General features: G+C 33.1%; 18 protein-coding genes. 3 read left to right on the top strand and 15 right to left on the bottom strand.

The window, feature by feature from the left end; all coding sequences use genetic code 11:
* Nucleotides 1-6: 6 nt before the first annotated feature.
* On the bottom strand, nt 7-2,634 hold the full coding sequence (locus tag BUB63_RS04775; RefSeq protein WP_143290240.1) for a DEAD/DEAH box helicase: 2,628 nt from the start codon (nt 2,632-2,634) through the stop codon (nt 7-9).
* A gap of 272 nt (nt 2,635-2,906) precedes the next feature.
* Here BUB63_RS04775 and BUB63_RS04770 point away from each other — a divergent pair, with 272 nt between their 5' ends.
* From BUB63_RS04770 to BUB63_RS04760, 3 genes are all read left to right on the top strand, one after another.
* Nucleotides 2,907-4,517 carry a Na/Pi cotransporter family protein gene (locus BUB63_RS04770; protein WP_073248126.1) on the top strand — a complete coding sequence of 537 codons (1,611 nt, stop codon included), beginning with the start codon at nt 2,907-2,909 and terminating at the stop codon, nt 4,515-4,517.
* A gap of 5 nt (nt 4,518-4,522) precedes the next feature.
* Nucleotides 4,523-4,738: a hypothetical protein gene (locus BUB63_RS04765; protein ID WP_073248125.1), complete on the top strand. Its 216-nt coding sequence runs from the start codon at nt 4,523-4,525 to the stop codon at nt 4,736-4,738.
* A gap of 164 nt (nt 4,739-4,902) precedes the next feature.
* Entirely contained in the window at nt 4,903-6,504 is a 1,602-nt protein-coding gene (locus tag BUB63_RS04760; protein ID WP_073248124.1) for a Na/Pi cotransporter family protein, read from the top strand.
* 48 nt (nt 6,505-6,552) lie between these two features.
* Here BUB63_RS04760 and cwlD read toward each other — a convergent pair whose 3' ends face one another.
* The 14 genes from cwlD to infA form a co-directional block, all read right to left on the bottom strand.
* A complete protein-coding gene (gene cwlD / locus BUB63_RS04755) occupies nt 6,553-7,230 on the bottom strand; it encodes an N-acetylmuramoyl-L-alanine amidase CwlD (RefSeq protein ID WP_027309159.1) in 678 nt (225 codons plus the stop codon).
* 118 nt (nt 7,231-7,348) lie between these two features.
* Nucleotides 7,349-7,741 (bottom strand): 30S ribosomal protein S9, encoded by a 393-nt coding sequence (gene rpsI, locus BUB63_RS04750; RefSeq protein WP_027309158.1) that lies wholly within the window; start codon nt 7,739-7,741, stop codon nt 7,349-7,351.
* Nucleotides 7,742-7,766: 25 nt separating this feature from the next.
* Nucleotides 7,767-8,201, bottom strand: a complete 435-nt coding sequence (rplM, locus tag BUB63_RS04745) for a 50S ribosomal protein L13 (protein ID WP_035166393.1) — start codon at nt 8,199-8,201, stop codon at nt 7,767-7,769.
* A gap of 123 nt (nt 8,202-8,324) precedes the next feature.
* Complete coding sequence (truA, locus tag BUB63_RS04740) at nt 8,325-9,059, bottom strand: tRNA pseudouridine(38-40) synthase TruA (protein WP_073248123.1); 735 nt, start codon at nt 9,057-9,059, stop codon at nt 8,325-8,327.
* A 2-nt stretch (nt 9,060-9,061) separates the two neighbouring features.
* Complete coding sequence (locus BUB63_RS04735) at nt 9,062-9,859, bottom strand: energy-coupling factor transporter transmembrane component T family protein (protein WP_073248122.1); 798 nt, start codon at nt 9,857-9,859, stop codon at nt 9,062-9,064.
* Nucleotides 9,856-10,716, bottom strand: a complete 861-nt coding sequence (locus BUB63_RS04730; protein WP_073248121.1) for an energy-coupling factor transporter ATPase — start codon at nt 10,714-10,716, stop codon at nt 9,856-9,858. The genes BUB63_RS04735 and BUB63_RS04730 overlap by 4 nt, the downstream gene beginning before the upstream one ends.
* Complete coding sequence (locus BUB63_RS04725; RefSeq protein WP_073248120.1) at nt 10,701-11,543, bottom strand: energy-coupling factor transporter ATPase; 843 nt, start codon at nt 11,541-11,543, stop codon at nt 10,701-10,703. The genes BUB63_RS04730 and BUB63_RS04725 overlap by 16 nt, the downstream gene beginning before the upstream one ends.
* A gap of 72 nt (nt 11,544-11,615) precedes the next feature.
* Nucleotides 11,616-11,963 (bottom strand): 50S ribosomal protein L17, encoded by a 348-nt coding sequence (gene rplQ, locus BUB63_RS04720; RefSeq protein ID WP_027309152.1) that lies wholly within the window; start codon nt 11,961-11,963, stop codon nt 11,616-11,618.
* 12 nt (nt 11,964-11,975) lie between these two features.
* The gene (locus tag BUB63_RS04715) at nt 11,976-12,923 is read right to left on the bottom strand and encodes a DNA-directed RNA polymerase subunit alpha (RefSeq protein WP_073248119.1); all 948 of its coding nucleotides are present in this window, start codon (nt 12,921-12,923) and stop codon (nt 11,976-11,978) included.
* A gap of 61 nt (nt 12,924-12,984) precedes the next feature.
* Nucleotides 12,985-13,605, bottom strand: a complete 621-nt coding sequence (gene rpsD, locus BUB63_RS04710) for a 30S ribosomal protein S4 (protein ID WP_073248118.1) — start codon at nt 13,603-13,605, stop codon at nt 12,985-12,987.
* An 18-nt stretch (nt 13,606-13,623) separates the two neighbouring features.
* Nucleotides 13,624-14,022, bottom strand: a complete 399-nt coding sequence (gene rpsK / locus BUB63_RS04705) for a 30S ribosomal protein S11 (RefSeq protein WP_027309149.1) — start codon at nt 14,020-14,022, stop codon at nt 13,624-13,626.
* A gap of 17 nt (nt 14,023-14,039) precedes the next feature.
* Complete coding sequence (gene rpsM, locus BUB63_RS04700; protein WP_027309148.1) at nt 14,040-14,417, bottom strand: 30S ribosomal protein S13; 378 nt, start codon at nt 14,415-14,417, stop codon at nt 14,040-14,042.
* Between the two features lie 95 nt (nt 14,418-14,512).
* Nucleotides 14,513-14,626, bottom strand: coding sequence for a 50S ribosomal protein L36 (gene rpmJ / locus BUB63_RS04695; protein WP_018663678.1), 114 nt, complete (start codon nt 14,624-14,626; stop codon nt 14,513-14,515).
* 13 nt (nt 14,627-14,639) lie between these two features.
* On the bottom strand, nt 14,640-14,858 hold the full coding sequence (gene infA, locus BUB63_RS04690; protein ID WP_027309147.1) for a translation initiation factor IF-1: 219 nt from the start codon (nt 14,856-14,858) through the stop codon (nt 14,640-14,642).
* Nucleotides 14,859-14,869: the final 11 nt, after the last annotated feature.

Below are 14,869 nucleotides of genomic sequence, written 5' to 3'. Positions count from 1 at the left end.
TCTCACCTACCTTATTAAATCATCGTATCTTCTTATTATTTTATCTATTTTGCTTTCAGATTTTTTTATATTAACATCTATAGAAAAATTATCCTTAACCTCAACATATCTTTTTATTATATTTTCTATCTTTACTTTATTTAAGGTATCCATTACCCATTCTCTAAAGAAGGCAGACTCAACATTTAAAATAAGTACATTACCTCTAACTTCAACTTCATCTACTATATTAAAGAATCCTAAAAAGGATTCACTTCTTGATTTTAAGAAATTTCTATAATCATTCCATTTAAATTGAAGCTCTTCTAATTTAAAATATTTACTTTCTTCTACAACAACCTCTTCCACCTTTTTAGTTATTTTAGGACTCTCCTCAACCTGTTTCATCATACCCTCAAGTGCCCATAGAACCATCTTTTTATCCAAATGATAATCCCCTACACAGGCAGGACATCCATCCTTGCATTTGCAATTTCTAACCAAATTTATAGCATCAACCAATATCTCCTTTGCAAAATCAAAGGCCTTCTCTGTAAATCCCAATCCGCCTGGGTATAAATCATATAGTATAACATAGGCCCTCTTTATTTCTCCATCCTTTTCAACTGTGTTAAACATAGTTGCTCCAATATCCTCAGCCGTTGCCATTGTTCTTATTCTTGCTGCGGTAAGAAGTGAATGTTTAATGCCGTTATAATAATTAAATTCTGTATAAAGGTTTAAAACATCATCGACATCATTCGGTATTAAATACCAAAGCCCTTCAGTCTCAAGAGTGGTAAATAGGTTATCCTTTATTGATTCGAATCCTAAGTTTTGCCTATTGTGAAACTGTATCATCTTATATGCCACAACTGCCTCTTTAATTAAAACGTCGCCAAAGGTAGCAGTGGTTCTTGCAAAATTAATATTTTTAAACTCCTTTATTATATTTACCATTGTATCTGTAAAGGGAACAGTAAAATAATTAACTTCTATTGGAAAAACTGTTGCTATTCTATTTACTAAATCAAGCTTTTCCACCATATATTGAACACCATCGTGCATATAGATAGCCTTTTCATATACTTCGTGGAAGGCTTGATACTCATCCATCTCTGTAAGCATTTCCCCATTTACTTTGTTTATAACCTTATAAATATCCCTTGATATATTTCTTAAGCTAAAATCTCCTGCAGGATGTTCCTTCCCAATCCAAGTAAATATTCCACCATCATTTTTTAACTCTCCTGCCTTTAAGAGAACAGGTATTATCTCTGCTATATCTGGAAACAGTTCTGCATCATCAAGAGTAAGTGGTAATTCTGCTGCAGCTGCTCTTACGTGGGCAAGCTGAATAAAAAGATTATTCTTATCTAAAACTGCATTTTCTACGCCTGTCTTTAATAAAAATTCGCTATTTACAGCTATATATTGGTCAATTGGCCCAACATCAAGTATTAGTATTCCAACAGCTTCTTTACGCCTTCCTGCACGTCCTACCTGCTGCCAAAAGGATGCCTTAGTTCCTGGAAATCCAGAGCATATTACAATATCAATATCCCCTATATCTATTCCAAGTTCTAAAGCATTTGTTGCTATTACACCATTAATTTCTTCCTTAACAAGCCTTTTTTCTATATCCTTTCTCTCTTCCTTTTTATATCCACCTCTATATCCTGCTATCTTATCTGTTAAATCAAGAAGGCTTGGTATATCTTCAACATTTGCTAACTTATCACGCGTTTCCTTTAAAACAACCTCAACTTCACGCCTACTTTTACAAAATGTAATAAATCTTCTTCCATTTTGAATCATATCCGGTATAATTTCTGCAGCCTCTTCTTCTGGTGTCTTGCGATATTCAGAATCTCTAACATATGGGGGCTGCCAAATATAAATGTGTTTTTTATGGGATGGGGAACCATCCTTCTTAACGTGATAGAATTCTTCAGCTGTTAATGTTTCTGCAAGTTCCTTTGGATTTGCTATTGTTGCTGAGCTAAAAAGATATTGAGGGTTTGACCTATAGTATTTACAAACTCTCTTTAGTCTTCTAATTATATTAGCCATATGAGAACCAAAGGCACCTCTGTAAACGTGAAGTTCATCTACAACAAAAAACTTTAACTTAGAAAAAACGTGATTAAACCCATATAGACTATGATTAGGTAAAAAGGCTGAATTTAGCATTTCAGGATTTGTAAGAATTATATTTGCTGTTTTTCTAATTCTTGTTCTTTCGTTAGGGGGGGTATCCCCATCATATATACCTGCTTGTATTCTGTCTTCTCCAAAATGTTCAATAAAGGGAAGAATGTTTCTAAACTGATCATTTGCAAGGGCCTTTGTAGGATATACAAATATAGCTCTTGTTTTATTATCTTTAAGTATCTCATCTATTACAGGAAGTAAAAAACTCAAAGTTTTACCACTTGCTGTCTGAGTTGTTATAATAACATTTTCACCCTGCTTTGAATGTTCAAACATCTCCCTTTGATGTGAGTAAAGTTTTGTAAAACCTCTTTTAATTAAAAACTCCTTTAATTCATCCGATATATTCTCCGGAAAATCCACATAACTTGCACATCTTTCATCTATACTGATTTCTGATATTATTCTATTTTTAAATGATTCTATCTCCTTTAAATACAAATTAATCACCCCTATTTAATTTTATACTTTTAAAAGTATTTATTCAAATGTATAATTAATATAGGGTATTGTTAATTTAATGTTAATCCTATTTTATCACTTGGTTAAATATTTTGTTTTATTAACACAAACTTAACACAGAATTAACATAAGATAAGTATAATCTAAATCGTATGTAGAAAAACATATTTTAAAGAGTAATATTGTCGAAAATGGACGCGTAAAAATATTTCTATTTACGCGTTTAATAATGTAAAAGATGGGGGTATATTATGAATGCAAAAATGGTTTTTGAACTGTTAGGTGGCCTTGGTCTTTTCGTCTATGGTATGCATATGATGGGAGGAGGACTCCAAAAGGCTGCAGGAGAAAAACTTAAAAGAATACTTGAAGTTTTAACAACTAACAGAATACTTGCAATTACTGTTGGTGCAATTGTTACTGCAATTATCCAAAGTTCATCTGCTACAACTGTTATGACAGTTGGTTTTGTTAATGCAGGACTTATGAATCTATATCAAGCAGCAGGTGTTATAATGGGTGCAAACATTGGTACTACAATGACTGCACAACTTATTGCTTTTAAGCTAACAGATGTTGCACCACTAATACTTGCAATTGGTGCTGCAATGCTTATGTTCTCAAATAAGAAGAAAACTAAGGATATTGGAGAAATAGTATTTGGTTTTGGTGTTCTATTTGTAGGTATGAAAATGATGGAACACTCAATGAAGCCACTTGCTCAGATGGATGGGTTTAGAAATCTAATTATAACCTTAGGTACTCACCCAATACTTGGAGTATTTGTAGGACTTGGAATGACAGCAGTTGTTCAAAGTAGTAGTGCCACAATTGGTATTCTTCAGGCTCTTGCTGGAATTAATGCACTACCACTTAATGTTGCTCTTCCAATACTATTTGGTGATAACATAGGTACTTGTGTTACAGCAATGCTTGCAAGTATTGGTGCAAGTAAAAACGCAAGAAGAGCATCATTTATACATCTTTCATTTAATTTAATTGGTACTCTAATATTTATGGCTATTTTGCCTATAGTAGTAAAGCTAATTCCTATGCTTGGTGGAGATATAAAAAGACAAATTGCAAATGCCCATACAATATTTAATTTAACAAACGTAATAATTCAAGCACCATTCATACCTCTACTTGTTAAATGGGTTAAGTGGTTAGTTCCTGGTGAAGAAAAGGAAGCAACTGCAATGACTTTAGAACACTTAGATTCAAGACTTCTTGAAACACCATCAATAGCTGTTGGCCAAGTTATTAAAGAAGTTTCAAGAATGGGACAAATTGCTTCAGAAAATTTAACAAGATCTATGGAAGCCTTCTTCAATGAAGATACTAAATTAATAAACAAGGTATTTGAAGTTGAACAAGTAGTAAACTTCCTTGAAAGAGAAATAACAGCCTTTATGGTGGCTCTATCTAATACTTCTCTTTCAGAACACGATTCAGAAATTATAACTTCACTATTCCACGTTGTAAACGACATTGAAAGAATTGGTGATCACGCTGACAATATAGCAGAACTTGCACAGTTTAGAATTGATAACAAATTGGTATTCTCAGATGAAGCTATAAAGGAACTTCAAGAGATTTATGGTGTGGCAAAATATGCGGTCGATTCATCAGTAGAAGCTCTAAAGAATTTTGATTTTAGTTTAGCACAAAAGGTTCTTGAGGCTGAAGGAAAAATAGATATGATGGAAAAGCAACTTAGAAATGAACATATAGATAGATTAAACAAGGGTGTATGTTCAACTGCAAGTGGTACAATATTCTTAGATTTAATAAGTAACATCGAAAGAATAGGTGACCACTCAAATAACATAGCACAAATGGTACTTGATTTTAAGGAGTGAAGAGGATGAGAAGATACGAAGAACCCTACTATGGTAAAAGATATCTATATGATATAGAAAAAAAGACTCTACACGATTTAGTAAATGAAAAAACAGAATGTAATATTGATAGCATTGATAAAGAAGCTATTGATATGTATAGCTCATTAAATGAAGCTTCACTGCTTTTAGACCATCCCTTCTATTATCCTTGTCCACACTGTATGAAGAAGGATGAATAATTAGTATAGGGTGCCACGAACAAGGTATTTTGAAATTCCCATTGTTCCTGGCACCTTTTTAGATAATTTTTTACAATAAAATAACTTTATTATACTTTTTTATGTAATTTAAAAAATCCTTTTGTTATAATAATATTAGTGAATATAACATTGGGGGAATACATATGAAAACACAAATTTATAATTTATTAGGTGGAATAGGTTTACTTATTTTCTCGTTATCTATGCTTAGTCATTCATCTCAAAATTATTTTAGCTCTTGGTTTCATAATAAATTTAAACATAAGAATGTAAGCAAATTGTACTCTTTGTTTGAAGGAATAATATTTTCCTTTATAACAGAAAGCAGTACTATTTCAGCAACATCCTATTCAAGTATTCTTGAGGCTGGTTCTATTGATTTTGTTAATATTTTATATTTTATATGTGGTGTAAATATTGGTGCCTCTTTAATCCCAGTTATTATACTTCTTAATATTTCAGTAGTACCTTATTTATTAATATTTGCAGGAACATTTATAGTTATATTTGTTAATAAAAATACTAAGAAAAATATATTTAATTTAGGTCAGATTCTTTTAAGCATAGGTCTTCTTTTAGTATCTTTAATTTATATTAAATCTGGAACAATAGAAAACCAGCTAATACACCTTATAAAAAACAACTACATTTCAAGCTTTTTTGTAGGGATAATAATTGCACTTATTTTTAGAAGCAGTAATGCAGTAGTCATACTTCTTATTCCATTTGTTCAAAACAACATTATAGGATTTAATTCTGCTTTATTCATTATAATAGGTGCTAATATAGGTTCTGCATTTTATGTTTTATTTAAATCCTATAAACAGGAAAGACATATAATAATTACATCCTTCATACATTTAATTATTAATATAATGGGAGCTGCTGCAATATATATTATTTATTTAATTAATCCGTTTTTTCTATATACAACCCCCTATATATCATTAAACATTATAATTTTGCACATTTTAACTAACATATTTGGCTCATTTTTTTCAATATTATTTTCAAATCCAATAGTAAAGGGACTATTAAATAATATATATCCTCTTAAGGCAGATAATAGCACAAAAAGATTTAAATATTTAAATCCTATTGTTACAAATACACCATCCGTTGCAATTGAGCAATGCATAAAGGAAATTAGTAGAATGGGTGAGATAGCACTTTTAAACCTTGAAAAATCCTTTAATCTTATATTTGATTATAGAAGAAATATCATAAATCAAATACAAAAGGATGAGGATTTACTTGATTATCTTGAGGATGCATTAATGAACTTTTTAACTACCTTATCTATGAAAAATCCAACATATGGTGAATCAGAAGTAATTATGAACCTTTATAATATGATAAACGATATGGAACGTGTAGGAGACCACGCTATAAATCTTTTGGATCTTGCAGAATATAAATTTAACCACTATGTCAATTTTTCTGAAGAAGCCTCCGTTGAGTTAAAGTACTTCTTTGAACTTTGTCATACATCCTTCAGCAAAGCTCTTGAAGCTTTAAAGAATAGAGATTTAGAGAAGGTAGATGAAGTTGTAGAACTTGAGCAGAAGATTGATTCTGTTGAAAAACAGTTAAGAAAAGACCACATAGATAGGTTGAATAAATGTATATGTAATCCTAACAGCGGTATGATATTCCTTGATTGTTTGACAAACCTTGAAAGAGTTGGAGATCACGCATATAAAATTGCTCTAACTACAAGGGATATAGTAAAAACATTACAGTAGTATTTAAACAGCTCTTAAAGTGTTACTTTAAGAGCTGTTTGTTTGTGCTTATTTACTATTTCCCAGGTAATACGATGAAATACCTTTAAATATAGCCCATGCTATTTTATTTTGATAGATTTCTGATTTAAGTAGTTGTTCCTCTTCATAGTTTGATAAAAAACCACATTCTATTAAAATAGATGGTATTTGGTTGTCTCTTATTACATATATATCGTTTGTACCTTTCGCTTCTCTCTTATTGCCTCGGTTTAGAGTTTTAATTAGCTCCTGCTGAATAAGTTTTGCTATTTTCTCACTCTCTGTATCATTTTTAGGGTAAAAGACCTGTGCCCCATAATACTGGCTTTCAGGGAAGAAATTTAAGTGTATGCTTATAAATAGGTCTGCCTTATATTTCTTTATAAACTGCTTTCTGTTTCGCAAGTCTTCATTCTTTTTATCTCGTATCCTACCATATTCACTATATAACCCCTCATCAATCTCTCTTATCATTATACAAGTATATCCTGCATCCTCAAGATATCCTTTAAGCTTTTGAGCTATATTTAAGTTTATATCCTTTTCAATTGTTCCATCTCTTCCTATAGCACCTGGGTCTATTCCTCCGTGCCCTGCATCAATTATTACAACTTTATTTGTGTTAAAACCCAATACAGGCAACTTTATATATAATACAATTCCTATTGTTATTACTATGATTAAAGCAATATATCTTTTTAACATCCTATCACCCTATTTTCGTTATTCAATAATTATTATATGCATTAACTAAATAATAATAACAAATGCAAAAAATAAAACTGGAACTGCATATGCAGTTCCAGTATATATAATAGGCATATTATCTCTTTGAGAATTGTGGTGCTCTTCTTGCCTTCTTTAGACCGTACTTCTTTCTTTCTACCATTCTTGGGTCTCTTGTTAGGAAACCTGCCTTCTTAAGAACTGGTCTTAAGTCAGCATCAGCTTGAACAAGTGCTCTTGCTATACCGTGTCTTATAGCACCTGCTTGACCTGTAAATCCACCACCGTGAACATTTACAAGTACATCATACTTGTCAAGAGTTCCAGTTAAAACAAGTGGTTGCTTAACTATAACCTTAAGAGTTTCAAGACCAAAGTAGTTGTCTATATCTCTTTTATTTATAACTATGTTTCCTTCTCCTGGAACTAATCTTACTCTTGCTACTGAAGTCTTTCTTCTACCTGTTCCAAAGTATTGAACCTTTGCCATCTTTCCTTCCTCCCTTCACACCACATTAATACTTTAATTCAAGTACTTCTGGCTTTTGAGCGTGGTGATTGTGTTCTGCACCTCTGTATACCTTAAGCTTCTTTGCCATCTTTCTTCCTAATGGTCCCTTTGGTAACATTCTTCTAACTGCTTCTTCTATTGCTAATTCTGGCTTAGTTTCTAATAGTCTTCTGTATGGGATTTCCTTTAATCCACCTGGATATAGTGAGTGATGTCTGTAAAGTTTTTGATCTAACTTCTTACCAGTTAAAGCAACCTTATCAGCATTTATAACTATTACAAAGTCACCAGTATCTACGTTTGGAGTGTAGATTGCCTTATGCTTTCCTCTTAATATTGTAGCTATTTGGCTTGCAAGTCTTCCTAATGTCTTGTCAGTAGCATCAACAACATACCATTTTCTTTCAACTTCTTGAGCTTTTGCCATGTATGTTTTCATCATTTTCCCTCCTTGACTTATTAAATCTCTCTATCGATAAAGATCCGGGGCCAGTGGATCTTAGTATCGTAAATTACACCATTTTTTATTTTAATACATTGAGCCGGGTGTGTCAAGCTTAATTTAATAATAAACTTCTTCCAGACACAAACCACAGGCTGGTGCAGTAAAACCTGCTAACCTTCTATCCTTTGATTCTAATATTTTTGGAATATCCATAGTACTTTTTTTGCCCCTGCCTACATCAATTAATGTACCTGTTATTATTCTTACCATATTATAAAGGAATCCATCTCCCTTGTAATCTAATCGAATTATATCACCTATTTTTGTTATGTCTATACTATATATTGTTCTAATTGTTGTCTTAACTGAACTTCCTTCTGATCTAAATGCAGCAAAATCGTGGGTACCAATTAAATACTGTGCTGCACTTTTCATCTTATCCAAATCAAGATTATATTTTATATGTGCTGAATATTTATTATAAAATGGAGATGGCTCTAATCTGTTAAAAATTGTATAGCTATACCATTTTCCTTTACTGTTATATCTTGAATGAAACTCCCTATCTACCTCTATAGATTTAACGATAGTAATATCTGTTGGGAGTTTACTATTAATTGCGTCCTTTAGCCTTTCAGGTTGAATTTTAGTTTCTATCAAAAAATTTGCCACTTGCCCTCTTGCGTGGACACCTGCATCTGTTCTTCCTGAACCTATCAATTCAATGCTTTGTTTAGTTACCTCGAAAATGGCCTTTTCTATAACTTCTGAAACCGAAAGCCCATTTTTTTGTTTTTGCCAGCCTACATAGTTAGTACCATCATATTCAATAATTAATTTAATATTTTTCATACTTATCTCCTACTTAATATAGAGATAATAATAAAACATACCATAACAACAATAGATATATAGTCATTTTTCTCTATATTAAACTGTTTCATCCTTGTTCTACCTTCTCCACCCTTATAGCATCTTGCTTCCATCGCTAATGCGAGTTCATCAGCACGTCTAAAGGAATTTATAAATAAAGGTACAAGTATTGGAATTAAATTCTTTGCTCTATTTATAATATTTCCAGATTCAAAATCAGCACCTCTTGCCTTTTGTGCTTTAATTATTTTATCAGTTTCGTCTATCAATGTTGGAATAAACCTTAATGCAATTGTCATCATCATAGCAAGTTCGTGTGCTGGTACACCTATCTTTTTAAACGGATTTAATAATAGTTCAATTCCATCTGTTAGAGCTATTGGTGAGGTAGTCAAGGTTAAAACAGAGGTTCCGACAATTAAAAATACTATTCTAATTATCATAAAACCTGCAAGATATATACCCTTATCTGTTATTGTAAATGGCCCAAATCTTGCATAAACTATTTCACCTGGAGTTAGCAGTACATTAAATACCGCTGTAAAAAGTAATAACCATATAATTGGCTTTAAGCTTTTCATTATATATTTAAAGGGTATCTTGGCTATAAATATCACAAAGGCTGTAAAAACAGCTACATACAAATATCCAATGAATTTATTTATTATGAATAAGTTAACAACATATAATGTTGAAAGTATTATTTTAACTCTGGGGTCTAATCTATGAATCACAGAGTCTCCAGGAAGATATTGACCTAAAGTAATGTCCCTAATCATTTCTTTTCTCTCCTTAATGCCTTTAGAATAGCATCCTTCGCTTCGCTAACAGTAATGATATCTTCATTTAAATTGAAGCCCTTCTTATTTAGACTTTGTACCAAATATTTTACTTGAGGTACAGCAAGTCCTATTGACTCTAACGTTTCAACATTCCTAAACACTTCCTTTGGAGTACCCTGAATAATATTTTTACCTCTATACATTACAATTAGTTTATCTGCCAACTCAGCAACATCATCCATACTGTGGGATACTAAAATGATGGTCATTTTTGACTTCTTATGCAGATTTTTTATGTTTTGTAAAATCTCATCTCTTCCCTTTGGATCAAGTCCTGCTGTTGGCTCATCCAATATTAAAACCTTAGGCTGCATCGCAAGCACACCTGCAATTGCAACTCTTCTTTTTTGTCCACCACTTAAATCAAAGGGTGAAACATCCTTGTATTTATCATAATCAATACCCACTATACTAAGTGCCCATTTTACTCTACTTTCTATTTCCTCTTCATCTAAACCTAAATTTTTAGGTCCATAGGAAACATCTTTAAAAACAGTTTCTTCAAAAAGTTGATGTTCAGGATATTGAAATACCAAACCAACTAACTGTCTTATTCTTTTTAAATCAACACCCTTAGCTGTTATACACTCATCATCTATATATATTTCACCAGATGTTGGTTTCAAAAGACCATTTAGATGCTGGATAAGAGTTGATTTTCCTGAACCAGTATGACCTATTAAACCTATAAACTCACCATCTTTTATTTCAAAGGACACATTATCTAAAGCTGTTTTTTCAAAGGGAGTGCCTACCATATATTTAAATGTTAGATTATTTACCTTAATTGACATAGCTCCTCCACCAACTCATCAATAGTTATTATATCTTGTCTTATATTTAATCCGCTTTTTTTAAGTTCATAAGCAAGCTCCGTAACCTGAGGAACATCTAATCCTAATTTTTTTAGTAGCTCTACCTTTGAAAAAACTTCTCTTGGAGTTCCCTCTGCAACAATTTTTCCATCATCCATAACTACAACTCTATCTGCATCAACAGCCTCTTCCATAAAATGAGTAATTAATATAATAGTTATTCCTTCTTCTTTATTTAACTTCTTTATTGTCTCTATTACTTCTTTTCTTCCTGATGGGTCAAGCATTGCGGTGGGTTCATCTAATATAATGCACTTAGGCTTCATTGCCAATATACCTGCTATTGCAACCCTCTGTTTTTGTCCACCCGACAACAGATGTGGTGCGTGTTTTGAATATTCTTCCATTCTCACCGCCTTTAGTGCACTTTCCACCCTTTTTCTAATTTCTTTTGGCTCAACCCCCATATTTTCAGGCCCAAAGGCTACATCCTCCTCCACTATTGTTGCAACTATCTGATTATCGGGATTTTGAAATACCATCCCTGCTGATTGTCTAATATCCCAAAGCTTACTAATATCTTTTGTATTCATTCCGTTAACTATTACTTCTCCTTCTTTGGGAAGATAGATTGCATTTATGTGCTTTGAAAGAGTAGATTTGCCCGAACCATTATGCCCAATCACTACAAGAAACTCACCTATTTTTACCTTTAAATTGACACCCCTTAGTGCCAAAAACTCTTCTGCTTGGTCGTGTTTTTTATATCCATAAAAAACATTATTAATTTCAACCATATTTTCCATCTCAGGCACCTTCTAAACTTAATATAGAAAGGGATTAAGTATTAATATACTTAACTTAATCCCTCTTTTTTATTACACTAATTCAAGTATAACCATTTCTGCTGCGTCGCCTCTTCTTGGACCCATCTTAATGATTCTTGTGTATCCACCGTTTCTTTCAGCGTACTTTGGTGCAACTTCTGAGAATAACTTAGCAACTACTTCTTCTTCAGTTATGAAAGCAAGAACTTGTCTTCTTGCGTGTAGATCTCCTCTTTTTGCAAGAGTTATCATCTTTTCAGCAAGACTTCTTACTTCTTTCGCTCTTGCTTCAGTTGTTATTATTCTACCGTCCTCTGACTTAAAAAAGCTTGTTACAAGATTTCTTAACATAGCTTTTCTTTGGTCAGTTGGACGTCCTAGCTTACGATATCCTGCCACTGAAAATCCCTCCTATTCTTCGCTCTTTTTCAAGCTAAGTCCAAGTGCTTCAAGCTTTTGTTGAACTTCTTCTAATGATTTCTTACCAAGGTTTCTTACCTTCATCATATCGTCTTCTGTTTTATTAATCAGTTCTTGAACTGTATTAATTCCAGCTCTCTTTAAGCAGTTGTATGATCTTACTGATAAATCAAGCTCTTCAATTGTCATTTCAATAACTTTATCCTTCTTTTCTTCTTCCTTTTCAACCATTATTTCTACCTTATCAGCTAAGTCTGTTAGTGAAAGGAATAGTTTAAAGTGTTCTATTAATATCTTTGCTGATAAACTTACTGCTTCTTCTGGTTTAATTGTTCCGTTAGTCCATAATTCAAGAGTTAACTTATCATAGTCTGTTATTTGTCCAACACGTGTATTTTCAACAGTATAGTTAACTCTCTTAACAGGTGTGTAGATTGAATCTACTGGAATTAATCCTATTGGTTGACCTGGATGCTTATTTTTATCTGCTGAAACATAACCTCTACCTTTACCGATAGTTACTTCAGCATATAGTCTTCCGCTCTCACTTACTGTTGCAAGCACGTGATCAGAATTTATTATTTCAACATCTCCATCAACCTTTATATCCGCACCTGTAACTACAGCTGGCCCCTTTACATCAATTACACCAGTTCTTGTTCCTTCGCCATCCATTTTTATAGCTAAACTCTTTAGGTTAAGTATTAACTCAACTACATCTTCCTTAACACCAGGTATAGTTGAGAACTCGTGTAAAACACCATCTATTTTAACAGAAGTTACTGCTGCACCTGGTAATGATGACAGCAGAATTCTTCTCATAGCGTTACCTAAAGTTGTTCCGTATCCTCTTTCAAGTGGCTCAATTACAAATTTTGCATATGAACCATCTTCAGATTTTTCAACACATTCAACTCTTGGTCTTTCTATTTCTAACATTAATTTAACCCTCCTTTATTTAGAAGTATCAACTTGCGAGGGCAAATAATTCTACACTAAATTACTTGCTGTAAAGCTCAACTATTAATGTTTCGTTAACTGGTATATCAATGTCCTCTCTTTGTGGAAGTGATACTACTCTACCTACCATATTTTCCTTATCAACAGTTAACCACTTTGGAACATTAGTTTCAACTTGCATTAGAGCCTTTATCTTTTCGCTTGATTTGCTCTTTTCTCTTACAGCTATTTCATCATTTACTCTTACTTGGTATGATGGTATATTAACCTTCTTACCATTTACAGTAAAGTGTCCGTGTCTTACTAATTGTCTTGCTTCTGCTCTTGAGCTTGCAAATCCAAGTCTAAAGATTACGTTGTCAAGTCTTAGTTCAAGAAGTCTTAGTAGGTTTTCACCAGTGATTCCCTTTAATCTATCAGCCTCTTCGTAGTACTTTCTGAATTGTGATTCAAGTACTCCGTAAATTCTCTTTGCCTTTTGCTTTTCTCTTAATTGAACACCATAGTTTGTTAACTTCTTCTTGTTGTGTCCGTGTTGTCCTGGTGCATATGGTCTTCTTGCTAATGCACACTTATCTGAGTAGCATCTATCTCCCTTAAGATATAGCTTAACTCCTTCTCTTCTACATAATTTACATGATGGTCCTGAATATCTTGCCATTCTTTACACCTCCAATCATCAAACTCTTCTTCTCTTAGGTGGTCTACAACCGTTGTGTGGAATTGGAGTTACATCCTTTATTAGGCTAACTTCAAGTCCAGCTGCTTGAAGAGCTCTTATAGCAGCTTCTCTACCTGCTCCAGGTCCCTTTACATATACTTCAACTGACTTCATACCGTGTTCTATAGCAGTCTTTGCTGCAGTTTCTGCTGCCATTTGTGCTGCAAATGGAGTGCTCTTTCTTGAACCTCTAAATCCAAGTGCACCAGCACTTGACCAAGAAATAGCATTTCCTGCTGTATCTGTTATAGTTACAATTGTATTGTTAAATGTTGACTTGATGTGTGCCGCTCCACGGTCAACATGCTTACGCTCTCTTTTTCTTCTAACCTTCTTAGCCTTTGCTTGAGCCGCCATTCACTGTCCCTCCTTTATTACTTTCCTGCTTTCTTCTTATTAGCAATTGTTCTTCTTGGGCCTTTTCTTGTTCTTGCGTTTGTCTTTGTTCTTTGACCTCTAACTGGTAGTCCTCTTCTATGTCTTAGTCCTCTATAGCAACCTATTTCCATTAGTCTCTTTATGTTAAGAGCAACTTCTCTTCTTAGGTCACCTTCAACAACAAAGTTCTTATCGATATATTCTCTTAGTTTGTTAACGTCTTCTTCTGATAGATCCTTAACTCTTGTATCTGGATTTACTCCTGTAGCTTCAAGAATCTTGTTAGCACTTGGTCTACCTATACCATAGATGTATGTTAGTGCTATTTCTACTCTCTTCTCTCTTGGTAAATCTACACCAGCTATTCTTGCCATTGAGTTTTTACACCTCCTGTATTTTACTTAAAACCACTAAAACATTAATATATAAATCACCGAAGCGATTTAGCCTTCAGTGCAGCCGCGCAAAATTAACCTTGCTTTTGCTTATGCTTTGGGTTTTCGCATATAACCATAACTCTACCATGTCTTCTTATTATTTTGCACTTTTCGCAAATTGGCTTAACTGATGGTCTAACCTTCATTGGCTATCCCTCCTTACTTTCCTCTCCATATAATTCTACCACGAGTTAAGTCATAAGGTGAAACTTCAACTGTTACCTTATCACCTGGAAGTATTCTTATAAAATTCATTCTTAACTTACCTGATATATGAGCGAGTATTTTGTGGCCATTTTCTAACTCCACTTGGAACATTGCATTAGGTAATGCTTCTACAACAGTACCTTGCAATTCGATTATATCCTCTTTTGCCATAGGCTAATCTA

The organism is Caloramator proteoclasticus DSM 10124 (genome assembly GCF_900129265.1).
Classification (GTDB): Bacteria; Bacillota; Clostridia; order Clostridiales; family Caloramatoraceae; genus Thermobrachium; species Thermobrachium proteoclasticum.
Note: the sequence above shows the minus strand (reverse complement) of the source record. Positions and strands in the feature narration are given on the sequence as shown.

Excerpts from the sequence above, each read along its gene's own strand:
- BUB63_RS04770 (WP_073248126.1), top strand. The coding sequence starts at position 2,907 with ATGAATGCAAAAATGGTTTTTGAACTGTTAGGTGGCCTTGGTCTTTTC.
- BUB63_RS04765 (WP_073248125.1), top strand. The coding sequence starts at position 4,523 with ATGAGAAGATACGAAGAACCCTACTATGGTAAAAGATATCTATATGAT.
- BUB63_RS04760 (WP_073248124.1), top strand. The coding sequence starts at position 4,903 with ATGAAAACACAAATTTATAATTTATTAGGTGGAATAGGTTTACTTATT.
- cwlD (WP_027309159.1), bottom strand. The coding sequence starts at position 7,230 with ATGTTAAAAAGATATATTGCTTTAATCATAGTAATAACAATAGGAATT.
- rpsI (WP_027309158.1), bottom strand. The coding sequence starts at position 7,741 with ATGGCAAAGGTTCAATACTTTGGAACAGGTAGAAGAAAGACTTCAGTA.
- rplM (WP_035166393.1), bottom strand. The coding sequence starts at position 8,201 with ATGAAAACATACATGGCAAAAGCTCAAGAAGTTGAAAGAAAATGGTAT.
- truA (WP_073248123.1), bottom strand. The coding sequence starts at position 9,059 with ATGAAAAATATTAAATTAATTATTGAATATGATGGTACTAACTATGTA.
- BUB63_RS04735 (WP_073248122.1), bottom strand. The coding sequence starts at position 9,859 with ATGATTAGGGACATTACTTTAGGTCAATATCTTCCTGGAGACTCTGTG.
- BUB63_RS04730 (WP_073248121.1), bottom strand. The coding sequence starts at position 10,716 with ATGTCAATTAAGGTAAATAATCTAACATTTAAATATATGGTAGGCACT.
- BUB63_RS04725 (WP_073248120.1), bottom strand. The coding sequence starts at position 11,543 with ATGGAAAATATGGTTGAAATTAATAATGTTTTTTATGGATATAAAAAA.
- BUB63_RS04715 (WP_073248119.1), bottom strand. The coding sequence starts at position 12,923 with ATGTTAGAAATAGAAAGACCAAGAGTTGAATGTGTTGAAAAATCTGAA.
- rpsD (WP_073248118.1), bottom strand. The coding sequence starts at position 13,605 with ATGGCAAGATATTCAGGACCATCATGTAAATTATGTAGAAGAGAAGGA.
- rpsK (WP_027309149.1), bottom strand. The coding sequence starts at position 14,022 with ATGGCGGCTCAAGCAAAGGCTAAGAAGGTTAGAAGAAAAAGAGAGCGT.
- rpsM (WP_027309148.1), bottom strand. The coding sequence starts at position 14,417 with ATGGCAAGAATAGCTGGTGTAGATTTACCAAGAGAGAAGAGAGTAGAA.
- rpmJ (WP_018663678.1), bottom strand. The coding sequence starts at position 14,626 with ATGAAGGTTAGACCATCAGTTAAGCCAATTTGCGAAAAGTGCAAAATA.
- infA (WP_027309147.1), bottom strand. The coding sequence starts at position 14,858 with ATGGCAAAAGAGGATATAATCGAATTGCAAGGTACTGTTGTAGAAGCA.